The 22,634-nt window shown below is 30.9% G+C and carries 20 protein-coding genes; 7 read left to right on the top strand and 13 right to left on the bottom strand.

Annotated elements, in window-relative coordinates:
- The first annotated feature begins 2 nt into the window (after positions 1–2).
- Positions 3–818: a hypothetical protein gene (locus ACXLDF_RS06115; protein ID WP_457557615.1), complete on the top strand. Its 816-nt coding sequence runs from the start codon at positions 3–5 to the stop codon at positions 816–818.
- Between the two features lie 184 nt (positions 819–1,002).
- Here the strand turns inward: ACXLDF_RS06115 and ACXLDF_RS06110 are convergent, their stop codons facing one another.
- A complete protein-coding gene (locus ACXLDF_RS06110; protein WP_457557614.1) occupies positions 1,003–1,272 on the bottom strand; it encodes a hypothetical protein in 270 nt (89 codons plus the stop codon).
- Between the two features lie 276 nt (positions 1,273–1,548).
- Positions 1,549–3,069, bottom strand: coding sequence for a pyruvate kinase (pyk, locus tag ACXLDF_RS06105; RefSeq protein WP_457557613.1), 1,521 nt, complete (start codon positions 3,067–3,069; stop codon positions 1,549–1,551).
- Positions 3,070–3,168: 99 nt separating this feature from the next.
- Between pyk and ACXLDF_RS06100 the strand changes: the two genes are divergently transcribed.
- Positions 3,169–3,798, top strand: a complete 630-nt coding sequence (locus tag ACXLDF_RS06100) for a leucine-rich repeat domain-containing protein (protein ID WP_457557612.1) — start codon at positions 3,169–3,171, stop codon at positions 3,796–3,798.
- A gap of 121 nt (positions 3,799–3,919) precedes the next feature.
- On the opposite strand, the gene ACXLDF_RS06095 is transcribed toward ACXLDF_RS06100, so the two are convergent.
- The 3 genes from ACXLDF_RS06095 to metF form a co-directional block, all read right to left on the bottom strand.
- Positions 3,920–6,403 (bottom strand): homocysteine S-methyltransferase family protein, encoded by a 2,484-nt coding sequence (locus tag ACXLDF_RS06095; RefSeq protein ID WP_457557611.1) that lies wholly within the window; start codon positions 6,401–6,403, stop codon positions 3,920–3,922.
- The gene (locus ACXLDF_RS06090) at positions 6,378–7,223 is read right to left on the bottom strand and encodes a hypothetical protein (protein WP_457557610.1); all 846 of its coding nucleotides are present in this window, start codon (positions 7,221–7,223) and stop codon (positions 6,378–6,380) included. Before ACXLDF_RS06090 ends, ACXLDF_RS06095 begins: the two co-directional genes overlap by 26 nt.
- Positions 7,224–7,287: 64 nt before the next feature.
- A complete protein-coding gene (gene metF / locus ACXLDF_RS06085; RefSeq protein ID WP_457557609.1) occupies positions 7,288–8,157 on the bottom strand; it encodes a methylenetetrahydrofolate reductase [NAD(P)H] in 870 nt (289 codons plus the stop codon).
- A gap of 315 nt (positions 8,158–8,472) precedes the next feature.
- Here metF and ACXLDF_RS06080 point away from each other — a divergent pair, with 315 nt between their 5' ends.
- Entirely contained in the window at positions 8,473–9,069 is a 597-nt protein-coding gene (locus ACXLDF_RS06080) for an Hsp20/alpha crystallin family protein (protein WP_457557608.1), read from the top strand.
- A 132-nt stretch (positions 9,070–9,201) separates the two neighbouring features.
- Here ACXLDF_RS06080 and ACXLDF_RS06075 read toward each other — a convergent pair whose 3' ends face one another.
- Positions 9,202–9,684, bottom strand: coding sequence for a hypothetical protein (locus ACXLDF_RS06075; protein ID WP_457557607.1), 483 nt, complete (start codon positions 9,682–9,684; stop codon positions 9,202–9,204).
- Positions 9,685–9,795: 111 nt separating this feature from the next.
- Between ACXLDF_RS06075 and ACXLDF_RS06070 the strand changes: the two genes are divergently transcribed.
- Positions 9,796–10,125, top strand: coding sequence for a DUF6290 family protein (locus ACXLDF_RS06070; protein WP_457557606.1), 330 nt, complete (start codon positions 9,796–9,798; stop codon positions 10,123–10,125).
- 16 nt (positions 10,126–10,141) lie between these two features.
- On the opposite strand, the gene ACXLDF_RS06065 is transcribed toward ACXLDF_RS06070, so the two are convergent.
- Both ACXLDF_RS06065 and ACXLDF_RS06060 read right to left on the bottom strand, forming a co-directional pair.
- The gene (locus ACXLDF_RS06065) at positions 10,142–11,317 is read right to left on the bottom strand and encodes a 3-dehydroquinate synthase II domain-containing protein (protein WP_457557605.1); all 1,176 of its coding nucleotides are present in this window, start codon (positions 11,315–11,317) and stop codon (positions 10,142–10,144) included.
- Between the two features lie 317 nt (positions 11,318–11,634).
- Entirely contained in the window at positions 11,635–11,799 is a 165-nt protein-coding gene (locus ACXLDF_RS06060) for a hypothetical protein (RefSeq protein ID WP_457557604.1), read from the bottom strand.
- Positions 11,800–11,960: 161 nt separating this feature from the next.
- Between ACXLDF_RS06060 and ACXLDF_RS06055 the strand changes: the two genes are divergently transcribed.
- The 3 genes from ACXLDF_RS06055 (at position 11,961) to ACXLDF_RS06045 (ending at position 14,256) form a co-directional block, all read left to right on the top strand.
- Positions 11,961–12,617 carry a Snf7 family protein gene (locus tag ACXLDF_RS06055; protein ID WP_457557603.1) on the top strand — a complete coding sequence of 219 codons (657 nt, stop codon included), beginning with the start codon at positions 11,961–11,963 and terminating at the stop codon, positions 12,615–12,617.
- 4 nt (positions 12,618–12,621) lie between these two features.
- A complete protein-coding gene (locus ACXLDF_RS06050; RefSeq protein WP_457557602.1) occupies positions 12,622–12,756 on the top strand; it encodes a hypothetical protein in 135 nt (44 codons plus the stop codon).
- Positions 12,757–12,846: 90 nt separating this feature from the next.
- Positions 12,847–14,256, top strand: coding sequence for an ADP-ribosylation factor-like protein (locus ACXLDF_RS06045; protein ID WP_457557601.1), 1,410 nt, complete (start codon positions 12,847–12,849; stop codon positions 14,254–14,256).
- 71 nt (positions 14,257–14,327) lie between these two features.
- Here the strand turns inward: ACXLDF_RS06045 and ACXLDF_RS06040 are convergent, their stop codons facing one another.
- The 5 genes from ACXLDF_RS06040 to ACXLDF_RS06020 form a co-directional block, all read right to left on the bottom strand.
- Positions 14,328–16,526 carry a PH domain-containing protein gene (locus ACXLDF_RS06040; protein ID WP_457557600.1) on the bottom strand — a complete coding sequence of 733 codons (2,199 nt, stop codon included), beginning with the start codon at positions 16,524–16,526 and terminating at the stop codon, positions 14,328–14,330.
- 299 nt (positions 16,527–16,825) lie between these two features.
- Positions 16,826–17,116, bottom strand: coding sequence for a 50S ribosomal protein L35ae (locus tag ACXLDF_RS06035; protein WP_457557599.1), 291 nt, complete (start codon positions 17,114–17,116; stop codon positions 16,826–16,828).
- Positions 17,117–17,315: 199 nt separating this feature from the next.
- Positions 17,316–18,149 (bottom strand): proteasome assembly chaperone family protein, encoded by an 834-nt coding sequence (locus ACXLDF_RS06030; protein WP_457557598.1) that lies wholly within the window; start codon positions 18,147–18,149, stop codon positions 17,316–17,318.
- Positions 18,150–18,214: 65 nt separating this feature from the next.
- Complete coding sequence (locus ACXLDF_RS06025; protein ID WP_457557597.1) at positions 18,215–20,044, bottom strand: glycosyltransferase family 4 protein; 1,830 nt, start codon at positions 20,042–20,044, stop codon at positions 18,215–18,217.
- Positions 20,045–20,198: 154 nt separating this feature from the next.
- On the bottom strand, positions 20,199–22,187 hold the full coding sequence (locus ACXLDF_RS06020; protein WP_457557596.1) for a helicase C-terminal domain-containing protein: 1,989 nt from the start codon (positions 22,185–22,187) through the stop codon (positions 20,199–20,201).
- Between the last annotated feature and the right edge of the window lie 447 nt (positions 22,188–22,634).

The following is a 22,634-nucleotide window of genomic DNA, read 5'->3' as shown; positions in this document are numbered from 1 at the left end:
ATATGGTTAAAACCCCCTCACCAGTTACAAAAACGTCTCCAATTTTTCAGCAAATTCAAATGGATTATCGCCTAAGTTTCATTCTACTTAAAGAGAATTTAGTGCCATTAATTACAGTCGGTATAATTGGCTCCGGATTATTTTATTTACTGAATTTTCTTATAGAATCATTTATTTTTCCCTTAATTATATGGAAGAATTATTCAATCGTTGATCAAATTATTATCTATAATTTACTAAAATTTCCTCAACAAGGGATATTATTTGGATTTTTTGGCGCAATCATGGGAATGGTTCGTGATATTTTAGCATCTGGTGATGGTTTTACTCAAATTCAAAATTTTGTAGGATATATTGGAAAATATTGGGGAAAATTCTTTCTACTATCTATTATCGTAAATATTTTTACCTATATTGTTCGATATACAGGACAAGAAATACTTAATTTAGGTCTCGCCATTTTAGCCAACGTGATAACTTTAATCTGGTTTATAATATTGGTTGAAAGTAGTCCAGCCTTAGTTAATTCTAATAGTATAATACAATCTTTAAAAGAAAATTTTCGCATTCTTCGTAAAAATTACTCTCGGATTTTCATTTCTTTTCTTATTTTTTACATTATCTTTATCTTGCCTAAAATTATATTGTTTTTTTTAGAATATTATGTTCTCCCAAACAATTCTATAGGATATAAGACAGTATCAAACTTAGAAATCATTGCACAACTATTCTATATTTTAATTGGTTATCCAATTAATGGATTTCTTGCAATGCGCATTTATTTTGATTACAAATATGATTTTGTAAAAGAAGAATAGAAATATATTCAAAGTAATATGCATAAATCTCCACATAAACTTATTAGCACTCATCTATACTTTTTTTGTTGATTTTAACGAAAATTAAGAATATTATATTATAGTTGAATAAAGAATAATACTAAGTGATTTAAATAAATCTAAAATGAATTGAAAATATATAATTTAGAAAGAAAAAATAGGATTAGCGTGCACTTACACCATCCCAAGCTTTTATTTCTTTATCAACATAACCACAGTTGGCACATGTATCTTCAACTTCCCATTTTTCGAGCGCTGGATGAACCCTTGTCATTAAATTTCCGCATTTTGGACAAACTAGAAATTTAGCACCACATGCTTCACACATATTTAAAGTTCCATTCTCAACAAAGCGAAATGTGCGTTTCATCCACTCGTCGTGCACGATTCGAAACGCTTTCCCTCCACATACTTTACATATTTTCTCTACCATAATCAATCCCATTTCATTTCAAAAATAATGTAATAATAATAATATTTATACTCGAATAAGGTAAAAGGTTTTTCTTTTTTTTATTACTGAAATAATATGCTAATTGAATAAGAATTAGAAAGAATTCAGAAAGATAGAGAAAAATTCAGATTAATTCGGATAAATTCAAACTTATTCGCACTAATTTGTATATAATTGATAAAATCAATAAAAAACAATAAAAATTTTATAAAAAAATATACATATTAAAAGCATTCGAAGAATTAAATGAATATCCTATATCCAATCAGGAGAATAACGAGATTTATTCAATTTTAGACCTTTAATAATATCATCTACATAATAGAGTCCAATCACGCTACATTTTCCTGGGCTTATACGTGATGGAACTGTGCAAATAACATGTTCCATATTTTCTATAATTCCAAATTCTACTAATTTTTGAATACCATGTTGCATAATTTCTTCAGAGTTCCAATCTTCCATTTTTAAAGTTGGAATATAAATAGATTGCACACCCCAAATTAGATTTAATTGCCGTGCAGTTCTTGTATTGTGAGTAATGGCATATATAGGGAATTCAGGCCTATATTTAGCCGCTTTGCGAGGAGATTTGCCCCCTCGCGTGAACATTATAATTTTTCCACGAAAATTAACATTACGAAAAACTTGAGCTAATTCATATACTGCATGCCCAACTGCTTCATACATGTCAGGTTCTTCAGAATCAATTGAATGTGGATCAATGTCGGGAATGTGTTTTTCTGCTTTAGCAATTATTCGATCCATATATTTCACTGCTTGTATGGGGAATTTTCCTACAGAAGTTTCACCTGAAAGCATAACGGCATCAGATCGATCATAAACTGCATTAAATACATCATTTACTTCAGCTCTGGTTGGAACAGGATTATTAATCATGGATTCAAGCATTTGGGTTGCTACGATCACCGGTTTTCCTGCACGATTGCACTTTAAAATCATTTCTTTTTGTCTGATGGGTACTTCTTCGGCAGGAATCTCTACACCTAAATCACCACGCGCAACCATAATTCCATTTGATTCAGCTAAAATCTCATCAAAATTTGTTATGGCGATTGGTCGCTCAATTTTAGAAATGATTTTTATTCGAGGAGCACCAGCATTATGAAGTATAGAACGGATTGTTTTAACTTCTTTTGCATTTGCGATAAATGAAGCAGCTATATATTCTGGATTAAGTTCAGCAATTAATTTTAAATCGTGAATATCTTTTTCTGTTGGATTTTGCGTACTTAATGTTCCACTAGGAATATTTACCCCTTTTCGAGATGAGATCGGTCCACCTGCTACTACTGTGCAATTAATTTTACGAGTATTCGGTTCTTTTTCAACTACTTTTAAGCGTACTAATCCATCATTTATGAAAATCGGATCTCCTATATTCACATCTTTATAAAAACCACGATAAGAAATTGAAGCCCCATTTTGATCTCCCAAGATTTCTTCTTCATACAATGTGAATGTATCACCGTGATTAAGGATAACTGGTTCTTTCATTTTCCCAATACGAATTTTCGGTCCTTGAATGTCACAGAGAATTGCAATATCTGGTGTATTTGTTCTGATACGATAGAATAAATCTTTCATTTCTGTGCCTTCTTTAGATGCATGGGAAAAATTTAAACGAAAAACATCAACACCTGCATCATGGAGGGCCTTTAACTGCTCAGGAGAGGAAGTTGCAGGTCCAATTGTGGCAACAATTTTTGATTTTACCATTTTTTGAATATTCAAAATTTCTTCCATTTTTATCATACATATCTTAGAGTTCCACTCTTATGTGTCTTTTGTTCTTTTGTATTTCAGCATAGATCGTTCTTAAATAACCTCAGATGTATATTAATAATATTAACGATGTTTAACAATCCCCAACGCAATCTTAGGCAAATTCGATCATCAGAAGAAAAACGTGTTATTAAAAGTATTATGGAAATGATTGAACAGAATTTTGGTTTCAATTATATTGTAGTTGACGGACATGTGGTAGAAGTTCAGTTAATTTCAGCTGGAATAGCAATTATCCCACGTCAACTTAAATATCTTCCTTATTTAAAAAAAATGCAGTTACCTTCGAATCACTTAAAGAAATTACGGAATTTAGACGGATGTAAAACCTTGAACATGTTAAATTTACATGATAATAGGCTAACCAATGCAACATTGCGACCTTTGGAAGCATTAACACAATTAAAAGTCTTGGATCTTTCACAAAATGAATTAAAAGGCTGGGAAAACATAGATCATTTGAATAGACTCGAATCACTGATTTTGGAAGATAATTTAATTAAGAATATTCCCGCTTTAGATCTACCTCAATTAAAAATACTGGATCTTCGTGGTAATCCTATTTCTAAACTTGAAAACCTCCATTTATTGGAAAACTTAGTTGATTTTCGAATAGATGCGAATAAATTATCACCAGAAGAACAAGAAGCGTATGAACAAGGAATTGAAGCCATAAAGGGTTACTGTTCTTCTCATTGATATAAATAATAAATATGAATTGGAAATTAAGCTAAAATAAGGCGAAAAAGTAGAAAAAGTAGAAAAGCAAAAAGGCAAAAAAGCAAAAACAGACTAAATGAATAAAAAAAGCAAAAATATACTAAACTTGAAATATTTTTTGAGCAATATTCACTGCCGATTTAGCATCTTGGCCGTAAAAATCAGCCCCAATTTCGTTCGCAAATTCAGGATTTAAAACAGCCCCTCCAACCATAATTTGACATTGAAATTCTCGACTTTTAATTTCCTTAATGATTTTTTGCATGGAAATTACTGTTGTCGTCATTAACGCACTTAATCCAACCAATGGGGCGCGGTACTGTTTAATGGCATCGATTATTTTAGTGGCTGGAACATCTTTTCCCAAATCAATTACTCGATATCCATAGTTTTCTAACAAAATTTTAACGATATTTTTTCCAATGTCATGAACATCTCCTTCAACAGTTGCCAATATAACTGTTCCCTTCGAAATTGGCGCATTTTCAGTCTGTTTTAGTCTTTCTTTAATTAAATTAAAGGCAATTTTAACTGTTTCAGCAGATCGAATTAGTTGGGGTAAAAAGATTTCATGGTTTTCATAACGTCTTCCGACTTCATCCAAAGCAGGAATTAAGAAGGTATCCACGACTTGCATTGGTGTGGAGGTTTTTAAGGAATTTTCAGTTAGTTGTGCAATTTTATTTTTTAATCCTTTTAGAATAACACTTTGTAGACTTTCATCTTCTGACTCACCTGGTTGATCAGATTGATTGGATTTACCAGATTGATTGGATTTACCAGATTGATTTGATTTACCAGATTGATTTGATTTACCAGATCGACTGGATTGATTTATTTGACTTAATTTAACAGATGCAGAAACAGGTGAATATTCCTTATATTTTTTAATAAAATCCTTACTATCACGATCTAAATTGGCTAATACACGAAACGCTGCGATGGTTTCCATAATATCAGCAGATAATGGATCTGTAATAGGAGCTTTTAATCCACTTTGTAACGCCATAGCTAAATAAGTGCGATTAATAAGAGGTCGAGCAGGTAATCCATAAGATACATTACTTGCACCCAATACAGTGGCAATTTGATATTTTTTGGTTAATATTCGCAAAGCCTCCAATGAATCTTGGACTGAGTGCTGCTGAGCAGAAGCTGTTAAAGTAAGACAATCCATTAACAGTGATTCTTTAGGAATTCCATACGATTTTGCAATGTTAATTATTTTTTCTGCAATTTCAATTCGATCTTGTACGGATTTGGGTAAACCTCGTTCGTCCAAGCATAAAGCAACAACTAAACATCCATATTTTTTTACAATAGGAAAAATTTTTTTCATATTTTCTGTTTTTCCGTTCACTGAATTAATAATCGGCTTTCCATTGTAATATCGACATGCTTTTTCAAGAGCATCCACATTAGAACTGTCAAATTGGAGTGGAATATCTATAATTTCTTGTAGCTCTCGAGATATTCGGGGAAGAATAGAATATTCATCGATTTCTGGTAGACCAACATTTACATCAAGAATATGAGCCCCAGCTTCCTTCTGGATAATACCTTCTTGGAGTAGATAATCAAGATCGCCATTTTTTAATGCTTCTTTTATACGTTTTTTACCTGTTGGATTAATACGTTCACCAATAATCACAATATCTTTTCCAATCTCAACAGTATGCCCCGCAGAAGCGCATGTTGTCCGAATTTTGGAAGTAATGGGTTTTGGAATAAAATCATGAAATTCTTGAACGATCATCTGGATAAATTCAGGTGTGGTACCGCAACATCCTCCAATAATATGAACCCCAAGTTCCAGAATCTTAGCCATATCAGAAGTATATTCTTCCGGAGTAATGAGAAATTCAGTTTCTCCGTCTTTTAATACAGGTAATCCTGCGTTTGGTTGCACAATAACCGGAATTGATGCAAATTGCATTATTTGTTTTGCAATGGGGTAAATTTCTGCGGGACCAAGTGAGCAATTTACCCCTAATGCATCAACACCCAATCCTTCTAATACTGTAACTAAGGTTTCTGGGTCGGTTCCTGTCAATGTTCGACCGTCTTCTTGAAATGTCATAGTGCAAAAAATAGGGAGTTGAGAATTCTCTTTAGCAGCTAAAATTGCTACTTTTGCTTCATATAAATCTGAAATAGTTTCAATAAGAATTAAATCAGCGCCAGCTTTTACTCCAGCTTGCACTTGCTCTTGAAACATGGAATAAGCTTCATCAAAACTTAAGGGTCCAACAGGTGCCAGCATTTGACCGATTGGTCCAATATCCAAAACAATTAACTTTCCTGGTGCAGCATCTCGAACTAAATTAATAGCTTGGCTTATTACATCTTCAACTTCTAATCCTGCTGGTTGCAACTTGTAACGATTTGCTCCAAATGTATTCGTTTTAATCATTTCAGCCCCTGCCTCTGCATATTCACGATGAATACTGCGAATCAATTCAGGGTGGGTAAAATTCAACTTTTCTGGAACTTCTCCTGTTTTTAAACCTTTTTTCTGCAGAGTGGTTCCCATTGCCCCGTCAAAAAAGCAGAGGCGTTTATAGATTTCGTTTTCGATATTCACAATAAGTTCCCTCACTTAAATAAATACAATGAGAATAATTTAAACATGTGTGGCATTTTGGGTGATCAATTTTTTTAGGACGTTGAATTAATTCTGATATAGAATCAGAATCTGTATTATCATCCGATACTTTGATCGGGATGATTCCAAAAATACCCGTCATAGACTTTCGTGGAAAAAGAGTATAAAATTTTGATACAGAAAGGCCAATCTTAACAGGAGCTTGCAATAGGGAAAGGATTATTGGCTGTACATTTAAACTCAAGTCCCCATAACCTGGAGAAAATCTAAAAGTAAACTGCATTCCCTTATCATTATAAGGTTTTTCTGCAGAACGTTGTTTTTCATCACATACTGCTTCAACATATGCACTGGCAGCTGCATCATAAATTATCCCATGAGCTAAATCGAATTTATTATAATAAGCAATTTGTTGATCAATTTTATAACCCAATGTCACCGCCACAATGCCACATTGAGTGCTTTTTTTTAATAGATTAGTTAAATCTTGAGATTTAAACACTATATCAGAATTTTTTAAGACAATTTGAGATAGTTCCATAGAAACATTAATTGGAAAAAATGATAAAAGAAATTGTGGGCGTGAATGAGAAATTACTTCATCAATTATTTCCAAAATCTCTTGATCCATTTCATTTTTGATCTTATTATTTTTTTTTTTTTTTCTAATTTCTGCCATGCTCTGATTTTGACTTTTTTCTGGTTTTTTTCCTTTTTTTTCTAATACTTCTTGATTTATAGAATTTAACCCTTCAATATAGCGCTTAACTTCAGATAATAGCATTTGTGATGAAACCATTTGAGTTTTTTCCTCATTAAATTATTAATTTATAACATAATATAATGACAAGATACAATATTTTTTATAGCAAATCATGGATCTTTTCAATTATTTTTTGGGCAATGTGGGGTTTATTCATGGTATATATATGAATTCCATTGATTCCAGCTTGAATTAGGGCTTGAATTTGCTTTACTGCATATTCAATTCCAAATTCTTCCACCATAAGAGGATCATCTTTTCGTTTACTTAACTCTTGAAGTAAATATGGGGGAAAAGTGGCACCACATAGCGAAGCAATTCGTTTAATTTGTTTTATATTTGTAACTGGCATTATTCCAGCTGAAAATGGCAAATTAACCCCAAGTATTTGAAGCTTTTCGATGCTATCAAGTAAAAATGCATTATCAAAAAACATCTGTGAAATAAGAAAATCTGTTCCTTGTTTAACTTTATAAGCAACATTTTTAAAATCTGTTTCTTGATTAACAGCTTCAATATGTCCTTCAGGATAAAAAGCAGCACCAATACAGAATTTTCCCTCGGATTTTAAAAATTGAATTAAATCGCTGGCAAATTCAAAATGTAATGGAGTAGGAAAAACAAAATTAGGATCAGTAGGCATATCACCCCGTAAAGCCAGTACATTTTGAATATTGTGATGTTCAAGATCTCGAACAATACGATGTATTTGATTTTTCGTTGAACTAATACAGGTCAAATGAGCGAGTGGTTCTATCCCAAAATTTTCTTTAATTAATCCTGCGATTTCAATTGTTCGATCTCGAGTACTTCCACCGGCCCCATATGTAACGCTCATATAATCAGGCTTTAATTTACTGAAAGATTCCAATTGATCGATTAATTGACTGATCGGAAAATTCTTTTTTGGTGGAAAAATTTCAAATGAAAATACTGGATGCTTGATGGAATAGAGTTGACTTAAATACATAATATGCAAACCTACTGATGGAAAAGAAGCGTTCTTCTTAAAATTATGGGATGGGCTGAAATAGAGTATTTCTACCGTATGTGTTCAAAAACATATAGAAAATCCAAAAAAATATTAACATTTCATACCATAATTGTCTAAATATCAATTATGTGTTGAAAAAATCAATCATAATCTTTACATTTGTTTTTTACAAAATATTTAAATAGGTGTATTAATATAATTTACATGAATTCGACTAATTGTTAACATAAAGTTAACAAACATTCAATTCGAAATAAAATCAAAATAAAAAGAAAGAAGGAGCGTGATAGTATGAAATTACCAGACATTTTTGAAGAATTCGACTCTCATTTCAACAAAATATTCGATGAATGGAATAAATTCGATGAAGAATTTGAAAAAATGATTGAAAAAAGCAAAAATGATGAAAATACTTATCAATTTACCTCTCACTATGAAAACTTCTACGATTCCAGTGATGAAAACAAAAGTTACTCATTGACCTATAAATATGAAACAGGCATGGATGAACCAGAAATTACAATTGAAGGAAATGTTGACGATGAAACCATAAATAACTTCGTGAAGAACATTGAAAATCGATTTGGCCGTAGCTTTAAAACACTTCCCACTAATAGAATAAAACGCTTGATTGCAGGAAAATCTAAAAAGAAAGATTCAAAGAAAGATAAGCAAGAAATCACATCTGAAAAAAGTTATACATTTGAAATGCCTGGAATTGGAAAGAATGATGTTGAAACTAAAATTTACGATAAGATCCTAACAATCACAGGAAAGAAAAACAAACTCTTCTATGAAAAACGCGTCCATCTTCCCTTTGAACCTAAGAAAAAGGTTGATATAAAAGCTGATAACGGGTTGATTACTGTCACGGTCTATCGAAAGTAATATAAAAAATTGATAGAGAAGTAATTTTTTTTGTTTTTCTTTATTCCTTTTTCTTTCCTTTTTCTAGTCTTCTATTCTATAAATTTACTAATATCTGAATCTTAAAATCTCTGAATTCTTTTAATCAGATTCTCAACGTTGAAGGTAGAATTTTATTTCTTTCTCTTTTTTTTTTGTTATATTTTTGAGAAAGCGTAACTTTTGATTGATTCGATATAATTCCCTTTTTGTAATAAGTTTCATGGCGTTTAGTAGACGGCAAAAATCAATTAATTGCATAATTGCAAATCTATAACACATTCCGAGAAGTAATAATGGTTTATCTTCAGTAATTATGGCTACATCATCGCTTTTTGTACCGTAGCTTAAAATACTGGCATCCGCTTTATCGAATCCTTGACTAATTGCATCTTCATAGATCCTTTTATTCTTTACTGGTAAAATTGATACTTTGGAAGATATATATGAAGATAAATTTCGGTGATTAAGTTCTTCAGAAACAAAATGAGTAATACATACCTCAAAAGTATCGTAAATGGACTCAAAATCGAATAATGAATCTGAAATCAAAAGATCGATTTTTGCCCAGGAAAAAGTATCTATAAAAATTTTCATTAAATAATAATTTAGTATCAAAAATATTAAATTTATTAAATTTAGTAAGATACTTATTGTAGCGATTGAAATATATCAATAATTATAAATCAAAATTATGAGTTAAAAATTATGACTCAAATAAATATTAGAATAAACAAGCAAACAGATCAACTTTTTCAATATCTAGCAAATAAAAGGAAAATCGCAAAAGCTACCTTTGTAAAGGAACTTTTATTGGAAAATTTAAAGGAAAAAATACTAATTCAGTTATTGGAAGAGTATAAAAATGGTGAAATACAACTAAAAACCATTGGAAAATTGCTAGAAATACCTCCACATGAACTGTTTAAAATTGTATCAGAAAACCATATAGAACCCCCCATTACAGATAAAATTGATGAATACACCCAGCAAGTTACAGATAAGATTATTGAAAAATTAAAAATAGAAAAAAAGTAATAATTGTAGATTTTTTTTATTTCTCAACAATTGTTTCTTGTATAGGCATTCCGAAATGTGTAGCAGATGGCCCGATACATACTAAAATTTCATCTCCAACACGTATTTCAGAAACAGAACGGGAATTTAAATTTTTATCTAAAAAACGAACCGTTTCAGCATGTTGACATGTAACTGAAAAAGATTCGATAATGTCTGAATTCTCATAATGGACGCTTATTTCAAATAAGAGCAGTGGTCGACGTTCGATTTTTACTCTGCTAACAGAAACAAATCGTCCTTTTCCTTGAGTATTTGCAATCCAAATACGATCGCCGGATTGTATTTCAATTAAATATTTAGTAGATAGTACCATTTTCCCGTTTTCATTTAACGTAGGAAGAAGAACATATTCAGAGACGTCGCCAGCGTTAACCCTAAACGGGCGGGCAGCAACAAATTCAGATGGATACACCTCTGCTTCCACAAAGGCAAATCCACGAGCAGTATTTCCAACTAAAAGACCTTCTCCTCGATTTAGAAGAGATGATGTATCTACACATACTCGATCTCCTGAAGGAATAGGTGTAATTTTGGTGATTCTACCAGAAATTAAAGACAACTTAAAGGATTCTCTCGTAAGATCAACAAGTTTCTTTAGATTTTGAAGTGTTTCAGGAGCAAATATTACACCATCCGCACCTCTTTCTAATGTTTTACTTACCAAAGTAAAATCTTCGATTTGAGAGTCAATATCAACAAAAAGCAAAGGGGCTCTGGATTGAGATTGCTGAAAGAGAGCAATTAAATTTTCCAATGGAATTACCTTCCAATCTTTAAAATGAATAAATACTGCAAATATTTTTTGTTTAATAGCCTTCTGAATAGTCTCTAATTGAACCGACAAGCCTTGTTCATCGATTTCTACATAGATTGCTTTATCTTGTTTTGAATCTTTTGAGGAAGGTAAAGAAGAAGAATTAAAAACTTTTAGTTCAACAAATTGAGAGTGAACAGGATAATCGGAAAATTCATATAAGATCAGATGAGAATAATGCTTGAATTTTGCTATTTGGCTGCTGTTTATTAGAAAATGCATGAGCCCCATATTTAGAGCCGCTTGAACAAAAGTCTGCAATCGGGTTTCGTTGTCAATTTGTGAGACTTTCACAATAATTTTTTTTTGAGATTCGTTCGAGGAATGTGCCATCATTTTATATTTTTTTCAATTTAATCTTGTGCAATATGCAATAATTAATAAAATATGTCCATCTTGAAATCTATATATTTTTTCAGTATATTAAATATATTATTCTATAAATTACCTTTATAAATTATTTCTATAAAATATTTATACGAATTATGTATAAAAATTCGTTCTAAATAATATTCCATTATTCTCCTGGATAAATATACTCTTTATATTTTTTTTAGTATTCTAAAATTCATTTTGGAATATTATTAATTTTAAAGAGTAAATTCTTCTAAAGATTCATATAATATAGATTTTCATCCAAATAACCTTCTCCTTTACGATTTATTTTTCAACAATAGATTTCCTTTTTTTAAAATATCAATTCCCTCTGGCGAATTCATTTTATCATATAAATATTTAACAATTTTGGAAGGATCATTCTCAAAATCATATTCTCTGAATATTAATAGTGTTTCATTAAATTGAATTTCTCTTTTCATAGGAATAAAAGAATTGGATAATAAATAAAATTATTGACAAAAATACAATTATTATCTTCTCCTTATTATAAATAATGGACTCCTAGACATTATTATATTTAGAAACGCATATAATTAATTATAATATAACAGAAATTTACTAAAAATGGTAGAAAAATCTTATGGTATTTCGTAAATTATTTCCCAGCAAAAAAGCCCAAAGTGAAAAACTGACAACAGAAGCTCGATTAAAGAACTTAACGCATAATTTAGATATGAAAATTAAAGATTACGAAAATAAAGCACAATTATGCCGTTCTAAAGCAAAGAGTTTTCTTAAATCGGGTAACCAAAAAGCAGCTAAAACAATGCTCATTCGTTATAAACAATTCCAAAATAAAATTTTACAATATAATGCTATGATAATGCGGGCTGAACGACAATTAGATGCTTTAGAACAAGCCAATGTTATTTCAGATGTTGCAGGAACTATGGAAAGTGCTGCAGTTGAATTGAAAACAGCAGCTACCACAGTTAATGCAGAACGCGCCTTAGAGATTACAGAAGAAGCAGAAGAAAGCATTGAGCAAATTAATGAAGCAGGAGAACTTTTTGCTGGAGATCCTGAAGTTGATATGGGAATTGATATTGATGATGATCTTTCTCAGTTGGAAACAGAGTTGATGCTAGAAGATGCTGGTCAACTTCCAGAAACACCCGAAGAAAAGATGGAAAGTATTTCATTATACAGTTCAGAATCAGAACCAGAGAAAGAAACAAAAGATTCTGATGCATTAAAGAAAGAGATTGAAAAATTGAAAAGAGAATTGGATATGTAAAATAATGAAATATACATATACTCATTCCCATCCCCCATCACAATTAAAAGAACAGCCTAAACAGAAAATTTGTCCATATTGCGGATGTGAATATGAAGAAGATTATTGTCCTAATTGTGATCAAATGATCGAATCTTAATCTTATTTTTTTTTAATTCAGTGTAAATTAGTTTTTGAATTCCCTTATATTTACAAATATTTTTAGGTGCATTAAGAAATATATAACAAGATGGAATCTCCTAAAATAAAAGTAATCTTTCTGGGTAGACCCGGAGTTGGGAAAACTACATTACGTAAAATCTTTTTTGACCAGCAAAATCCACTTAAATTACTAAAACAAACCTTTGAACCGACTCTTGGTGCAGAAACACAAGTATATAATTTTGGAATGGAAATTGCAGTACATGATTTGGCTGGACAAGAATTAAAAAGATGGTTAACAACTGATGATTATATTTTAGAAGATACAGATGTTTTTATATTAGTACTTGCTGCAACAGATGAATGGGAAGAAAATATGGAATTATTTGATAGTGTACAAGAAATTTTTCGAAACAAACATATATCAACTACAATTGCTGTTTTTTTCCATAAAATCGATCTTTTAACAGCGAATCAATTAACGTCACTCCAAAAAAAAATTGTTGAACTTCGCAAAACTGCTAAATTTAATACAGATTTCTTTACTACAAGCATTCAACAAAAATATCTTTATGATACATTTTATGCATTCATTCGTGCATTAAAAGCTTCATTATATAAAATAAGAAATTTAGATTACTATGATTTTTTTATTAAAGTTGAATTAATACGCTACTTCATTACTCATGATAAAGCAGAATATAAAGAAATAGAAGAACGTTTACATATAAAACCACTAGAAATTTTAGCTTTTATTAATGTTTTGTACAAAGATGGCCTTTTAAAGCAAAATAAGAATTTGAAAACAATTAATGTTACCGAGAAAGGCTTAGAAATACTTGAACAAATAGATAATGCATTTATTCCAAATGTGAAAGAAGTTATTTTAGCAGAAAAGAATTACATAAAGGGCGTAATTTTAGCAGAGAAAAGTGGAATACCCTTCTATACATATGAATATTCTCCTGGATTCTTTAATTCTTTAATTACAGATAAACGAAGTGCATCTGAGCCCGGTATTATTTCTATGTTTTTTGCTCAAATTCTGCAATTTGGTCAAACCATGGATTATAAAGGATTAAATTCTTTTTATTTAAGTGGACATAATCTACGTATCGTTTCACGATCCTATCAAAATTTAATGGGAATTTTCCTAATAGATCGAATTGAAATGGATCAAGGTATATGGAAGTATTTTCTTGATTTTATGCGGAATCTAAGTAAAGTTTATGGAGAAAAATTGCATCCATTCATAGATCAACAAAAATTAATTACAGATTCAGAACTTCAAACACAATTGACACAAGATATTCAATATTTAGATATGGTATTAAAATCGCATCATCAAAATAAGACTCATTTTTCAAAGAAAAAATTACTCGAAATGTACATAAATTTAATGCAGGAAGAAAAAGATAGCGTAACATTATCAGAATTACAATCTATTCTGTTCCAATATTTAATAATGGAAAGCCCAGAATCATTACGTGAAATTTAAGCTTTTTTCAACATTAAATCATAATTTTCTATTTCACTAATTTCTATTTCACTAATTTCTATTTCACAATTTTATATTTCATAGTTTTCATGCAAATATCCTTCTAAATGCTGAATCTTATTTGTAATAATGTAATATTCACGCAATAAATCTTGATACGACTTAACAAATTCTGGATTGCTGATTACACCACGATCATATTGATATTCCAGCTTTTGAAGAGTATTTTGAAAAGCATATTGATCACTTCGTAAACGTTCCAATTCTGCCCGAATATTCATTTCTTCAGAGGAAAAAGGATCATTATTCATTGATTGATCAAAACTCTGAAATGATGATGCACTGAATCCAGATGTACCAAATGGAGCAGATGAATTTTTACGAAAAGGTGAATTTTGAGAAAATTGTGATTGTTGAGAAAATGAACCTGGTGAAGTAAATGGAGAATTTTTGAAATTACTGGAATTACTGGTATTATTGGAATTATTCAAATTACTATAATTGTTGGAATTGTTGGAATTACGAGAATGATTGAAATTACCGAAATTAGCAGATTTACTGAATTTACTGAATTTACTAAATTTATCTGAAGAACCAAAATATGTATTTCCATAATTATTAGCTCTTGGATCTGGTTGTGAACGATCTCTTCTAATTCCTTTTTGAAAGAAAGGATCGGAGTAAAATGATGTGTTATTTTGATTAAATTGAGAATAGTTTGCCCCACTTGAAAAATAATTATCTCGCGATGAAGAAGAAGCGGTTTGTCCAGGATAAACCCTCTGAGTAAAAGGATTGGAGGTTCCTCTTGAATGAATTGGATTTTGTTGGTAAAATTCTCTTCTTGGTTCCCATTCTTTATTCATTTGATATTGTGTAAAACTTGGATTGTGGAAATTGCTGTTATTGCTGTTATTGTTGTAATTATTGTCATAATTCTGAAATTTTGATGCATGACGGTTAAAGAAGTTGTTATTTCCATATTGATTTGTAAACTGATTAGCGCGAAACATTGAAGAATTGAAGAAATTTGTGTTTGATTGACTGTCATATCGGACTTGACCTCGATTTTGAAAGATTCCATGATAACCCACTAAATTATAAATTGCATTTTCCAATTCTTCACTAAATAGTTTAGTTGTTAGTCGATATTTTATTAGTTGTTTAAAGTGAGTCTCATTAATTATATTTTTTACTTCAAATTCTTGAGCGCGTTCGATCCAATCAACCATAATTTCCCTTTTATTTTTTGAAATAGAGAAATCATACATAGAATTAAGGAATTGAAGAGAAACTTTCTTTTTCAACCTACCTTTTACTTCTGCAGCTTGTAAATCACTCAATTGGACTGAAAATAATAAGACTGTGCGTTTTTTGAAAACCCCTTGTTCGTGATAAAAATAGATCCGCTTGCTGGTTATCAAAATAGTTCCATTTTTATTTGAATATCCTTGTTTATCATTCACACCTGAAGAAAGTTTGCAGTTTAAGCCATAGACAATTTTTTCATCATTATCTAAATGCAGTTTAGGAAGAAATTTATTAAATAAGGACTGCATCCTTTCCATGAAGCCAATTTTATCTTCCAAAGGTTCTAATCGATTTAGTAAAGGTTCAACTTCATTCTTAGCCAATTTTTCAACTTTAAGACGTTCTCTTTCAAAATGGTTTAATATTTCTGAAATATATGCAAGATTTGATGGATGAGTTATTTGAATCTCGTTAATATAATGAATATTTCGTTGAATTTCTTGAAAAAAACGGTTTGCTTGATCATATACTCTGTTTTTTCCATTATCAAATAGCTTAAATAGCAGAAGAGAATCAGATTCCAAGGTAGGATGGTGATAACATTGGGGATATTCTTGGCGAATTTCAAAGATTTTATTGCGAAAAGTCTGAAGTTTATTTAAAATAGATTCAAACGGAGCTAAAAATTGGCGCGTATTATTTATTATCTGCTTATAGGTATCAATAAGACTTCTTTGTTTATCTACTATCCGAACAACTTGAGTACTTTCACAGTTTGGACATGTAGGCAAAACTTTATTAGCCATTCTAACTTCATGCCCACCACAGTCATCGCAATAAGGATGATCATATTTATTGAATGAAATATTTTTACTCCCACAGGTTAAACAAATATACTGCTCTTCTGTCCGCAATTCAACACAATCTTCACAAAAAACCTCATGACAGCTTTCACAGATATATTGAAGATTAGGGTTTTCATTGCAAATTGGGCATACTTCATTCGGATAAATGGGCATATGATTTGACAACCTATTCTCTAGCAGATCTATAATAAAAACACTCATGATGAATAAAAAGAGTGTTAATTATTAGGATAAGACGGTGATAATATCACATCAATGATAATGTAAAAGATGATGAATAGCAATTAGAGAACGAGGTTAAATTCTTTAATTTCTGAGATTTATTTTAAATTCAGAAAAATTATTCAAGATTTTTCGTTTGGAATATTAATATTATTAACTATAATTAGCAAAAAAAGAAAATATTTGATTAATTTTGTATTATAAGTATTTTATCTTTAGTGCGAATAAGTTTATCGGATAATTTTTACAAAAGTTCCAAAAGCTTGCCCAGGTAGACCACCATTCTTAAAATGAGCGCATACAGCACCATTATTTCCATGAACTCGGGTAATTTTTGCGGTTTTAAGCTTTCCTGTTGGAGTTTCCCATGCAATGGTGTGTCCAAGTAAAGTTCGAGCAGCTTCTTTTCGAGTTTCGATTCCAGGAAATTGTAAGACTGTGAAACGGGGATGAATAATCTTTTTTGATTTTCGATAATTAACAATATATCCTTTTTTTCCAATAACAATATCTTCAGACATACGTAAGACCTTTATTTAGTGTTAGAATTAAGAAGATCAAATCTCCATATATATTAAATTTTGTGAATTAAGGTATTTTTCAGCAATTTCAAAGATGAACATGAAAAAAGTTGCAATAACAAAAGTATATAGAAAAAAATAACTAAAAAAAAATATCTTGATATAAAGTTAATAATTCTTAAAATAATAGAAGATTTTTTTAAGAATAGAGATCCCGTGCAGGAGATACCCGTTGGTGATGAACATCATCTGTTTTCTTCGCGATTTCCATTAAATTCTGCTTAATCTGATTTGCTTGCTCATGAAGTTGTTGTAAAGTCATTGGAATATTATAAATTTCAGATATTTTTTCTAATATCGCTGCTGCACCTTCTGGATTTGGAAGTTGAGGATTAGCTGGTGTCAAAAATACTGCACCATTAAGTTGATTGTTTAAGCACTCATTTAGTATAGCTGCTTCTGCACCCATTATCAACCCACGTGGTGGAATTTGTACATCATGATTAAGAATTTTTTTCATTATTCCTTTCTCAGCAGCAGCATATACTTCAACAGGACCAGTTCGAATAATATTATTATCTGCCATACCTTGAAGGCATATGACATCGCTGATGTCTTGGAGAAGGGCCCATTCCATGAGAGTGCGCGCCAAATCTCTATATGAACCTTGATTAAACGGAACTTCACAAATTGAAATTACCACATTATGTTCAGAACTCCAATAGAGGCGAAATGGGTGTTTAAGGACTCCATCATAAAAAAGCGTAATTGGGGGCAAATCCTCACTGAGAACATATCCAACTTGAGTCATTTTTAATTGATTAATCATTTCGTTTGTTACAATCGTTCCAATCATTCCGACTCCTGTAAATCCAAGAATAAATAATGGAGGTTTGCCAATATTTTTTAAGAAATCACAATGTTCATTAAATATGACCACACGAGATGCTTTTCCTTCTAAATGATCAGCGCATCGAATATCCACTTCTTCTTTTTCCAACTTTTCATTTTCGTTATTTGGTTGATTAGACATTTTTTCACCTATAAGGTATTAAAAAAATGAGGGCTATAAATTTATCATTAAAAAGCCATCATTGCTTAAAAAAAGTTAAAATAGATTTTTTTCAGCTTTTTTGATACAATATTCCACCTAAAGTGATTTGCAACTCTAGCTTCTGCATTTATCCTGAGCTTATCTGCGTAAAATGAGTCATTCTGAAATTGCTCTCGAAGTTGGGCATAGATAATCTTACTTAAGTATACTGTTTTTTCTGTTTCAGTAAAAAGTGGATCTAAATAAGCTTTTTCTGTGATTTGCATAGCACTCAATAAGGAAACCAATGCGTAGGACAATTCTTTAGGTTGATCAATTGGGACCAATAATCCAGTTCCATGAACAGGATCTTGATCTAAAGAAACAATGGATTCTTTTAATCCTCCTGCATTTGTGGCGACAACAGGAATCTTAGAAGCCATTGCTTCTAAAGCCACAATTCCGAAAGGTTCCCAGCGACTGGGACAGCAGTACACATCTGCAGCTAAATGAGATAAATAATAAATATTTCCTGCTATTCCGAATATGAAACGAATGTTTTCTGGATATTGATAAGCCACTTTCATATAAGAGGGAATATCATCCAAAGTAAAAGCAGATGGAACCATTAGAAACAGAAATTTCGCATTAGGAAAGTGTTCTAAAACGTTCGGTATGGCAGACAGTAATGTCTCAATTCCTTTCTGTTTTGAAACTCTTCCAGTTATTAGAACTAAAGGTCCATCTTCTAAAAAATTATCAACCCTGCCATCAGGATGATAAGGGTCTTTGAAAAATTGTTCCTTTATGATTTTTAATATTTCTTTATCACTGATTTTTGGTTCCGATGCTGGTAATCTTCCCATTTTTTTTGTTAAAAGAAATTTCCGAAAATCCCATGATCTCAAATTACCAATATCGACTTGTGGCAATTCTTTCTGAAATTTATTGAATACACGGGTTAAAAGATTATCATAAGACCAATCACATCCATTCCAGGTGAAATCGCATTTATCTTTAATTAAATCTCCACCACAGTATGGTATAATATCAGAATGTAGAAAACTCTCACTTACAGCAATGACTTTATCTGCTAAAAGGCAACCAATTGTTTCTAAAGTCGGATATTCTGAAGAACCATTTTGAGCAAGTTTGTAAAACTCACGCATTGTTAACATTATTCGAGAATCTCCAATATAAGCAGATATTTTTTCATTATTTACCCCAGACTCCCAGTAAAATTGAAGACTCTTTCGAGGCCAAGTCAGTAAATGCATAGTAATCACTGTATGAACATCACGTTGAGAAAGAATCAATTGTTGACGACAGTTAAACAAGGCGGCAACTGGATGATGATCATGAATATGAATTATATCTGGAAGATCTTCAGGCCTTTCATTAATGCAAAATCTCATAAACTCCTTCATTGCCAAAGCAAATAGACCTAATTTTGCATTTAGCGTTTTAGCACTGTAAACTTCATGACAATTTAAAATATAATCAGATAATGGATTAGTTCCAACTAAAAGAATTACAGGAACTCCTTTAAATTCTCCTTTCCAAAATTCAACTTTAAACAAATCTTCATCTGAACAATTATTCGATTTAACATCATTTGGTGAAATATTAAAATAATCCTGATTTATTGAACCAGAAGCAATATAAGTTTCACCATTAGAACGAAGGATAGGATGGAGGGATAAACTATTTTTCATTGTTTCATGGCGCCCATGAGAAGGAAGAAATACTGTCAGATTAATTTCTGGAGATTTGGCAAGATTAATACATTGATTCGCAGATACTTCTCCCAAACCACCAACTTTGGCAATTCCAGAAAATTCAAAGGCAAAAACCCATATTTTCTTTGCATAGGTATGTTTTTTTTGAAAACTCATTATAAGATCCTTTGATATTGTATCTGAAAAATTTTTGTAATTGTATCTTGTATAAAAATTAAAGCCCTACAGTTACTTTTTGAACTGAAATCATCAAATTTCTCTTATTCTTTCAAATAATTCTTTGTTCTATATTTTCAATTATAAAATTAACTTAAAAAAAAGAATTCACTTCTTGCTCCAGTAGTTGAAGATTAAATGGAATCAATCTCATTTCTCGTTTTATCCAATCAGAAAGATAATTCCTATATCGTAAGAATCGAAAATCCATTAAAATAATTAGTCCTTTATCATTCATTTTTCTGATTGGTCGACCACATGCTTGGTTTGATCGTTGCATGGCTGGAACTGTATAACCAAAATTCCTTCCTTGTCCCGGAAAAATTTTGTTATAATAATCGATTTTAGCGTTTCCACTTGGAGTAGGACGTTGAAATGGAATACCAACAATTACAACAGTATTCATGAAATCTCCTGGAAAATCTTCACCTTCACTATTTCGCCCCCCACAGACACCTAATAAGACACCTCCATCAAATTTCTCATGATGACTGCATTCTTTAAATTGTTCTAACATGATATCATTATCTGAAGCAGTCATTTCTTTTTCTTCACGAAACGGTTTTTTTTTACATTTATTTACAATATCAGCAAACCCTTCATACCATAGACCTTCAACGACTTCATAAGAAGCACAAAATACGCCGACATTTTTTGGAGTATTTTTGATAATAGGAACTAATGCAGAAAGTATGTCTCTATACATTGTGGGTGTGCGATCTTCGCCTCGAGTAGTTAAGTATTTAGTAATTAATACTTTTACATTTTCTTTTGGGAAAGGAGGGGACATTTTCAAAATTTTCAAAGTTTTACCGCTTTCATGCAAACCAAGTAAATGAGTATAGGTATATGGATGGAGAGTCCCAGATAAAGATAAAGTAGCAAAACTTTCCTTAAAAATAGGATCTGTAATATAACGAGGGGAAAGGCATTTCAGCTCTAATGCAATAGTTTTGCCTCTTTTAGAATATTTACTAGTAAAACATGAAAAATACGCAGGATCATCAATGGTCTGAATTAATTTTGTAAAATAAGAGACTATTGGGGCAATATAATCACGAGGAGTTCTTCCTTGATCAATCTTTTCTTGATTAATTGCTTCTCCATATTCTCTTAAGTCATCCAATAGATCTTTTAATTCTTTAAGAGATTTTAAATGATTCCCATTCAATATCCTTTGAATAAATTTTGGAACATCAAATTTCATCTCATCTTCAATTCGATCTTTTAGTTTACTTAGAAGATCTCTACAAAATTTTACGAAATTAATTAGGCTATAGGTCGCTCGAGTAATTTCCAAGTCTTTAATAGCTTGTCGTAATGTAAATGGAGTAATTCGAAAAGAGTTTATTCCATTTGCCATTTCTGGAAGATTATGACATTCGTCCATTATAATTATACAATCAGATAATTCAACCCCTATCGTTTCCAAAAAATTTTCTCTGATATTTGGTTCAAAAATCCATTGATAATTACACACTATGATTTTTTCATGCTCCATTAGAAATTTACTTAAAAAATATGGACAAAGATCATCTTGTTCTGCAAATTCAATTAATTCTTTAGCGTCCAAAGGCATAGAAGAGAGATTTTTTATTTCTTCTCGAAAATGGGCTGTTTTTCGCTTTTTTAACAGATTATTGAAATAATGGCATCGTTTATTTTTACGTAATTGGGAGCACACAGACATACTCTCACTTGGAGGCAAGTGCAGACGTTGAATTGTCTTATGGGGGCACATCTCATTTCTACCCCGTAAAGAAAGGGCACCAATTGTTTGAGAAATACCATTCTTAGCAAAATGTTGAGTTATACTTCGGGTTTCTTGAATAACACGTGCATTCTGAGTAAAAGTACGGGAACAAAATAATATTTTTCTCTTTTTATTTTTCATAGCAATAGGGAGAGCTGCAGAAAGAGCCATTATTGTTTTTCCAGTTCCATTTGTGGCAATTAAAATAGAATTCTTTCCTAAAGCAATTGATTCGGACAATTGTCCTATTACACGCTCTTGGTTTGAGCGATATTTCGGATATGGGAAAAAATCTCTAAATCCAAGAATGTATCCTTCAGAAGTTCTCATTCCCTTCTGATTTAAATCATTATTTATATCAATTATCTTTTTTTGGTTGTCGCTAAAAATATTTTTAGTTAATTTAGTTGATTCTTTTTTTTTTTCTTTTTTACCTAATATTAAAAATCCCCCTGAATGACCATGATATTTTATATTAAAAATAAGATTTCTTCATTTGAAATAATTATCATAATCTATCAAAGAATATTTTTAAAATCTTTGAGTAATCTACCAATAGATTTACTACGTTATTTGATTTTAAGAAAATCTTAAAAATAATTAAGAAAAATCAAGATCTTTATTCAATAATTCCAGCAATTATGGAAATTGATGCTCTTTAAGTTAGAAAATTCCTAAAAGGTAAATCATACATATAATAGAAATTAAGTGCGAATAAATTTCTCACATATAAATAGAGTAATTAACCCATGTTGCAAATGAAGAGTGCATTATAGT

Source organism: Candidatus Harpocratesius sp., from assembly GCF_054039255.1.
Note: the sequence above shows the minus strand (reverse complement) of the source record. Positions and strands in the feature narration are given on the sequence as shown.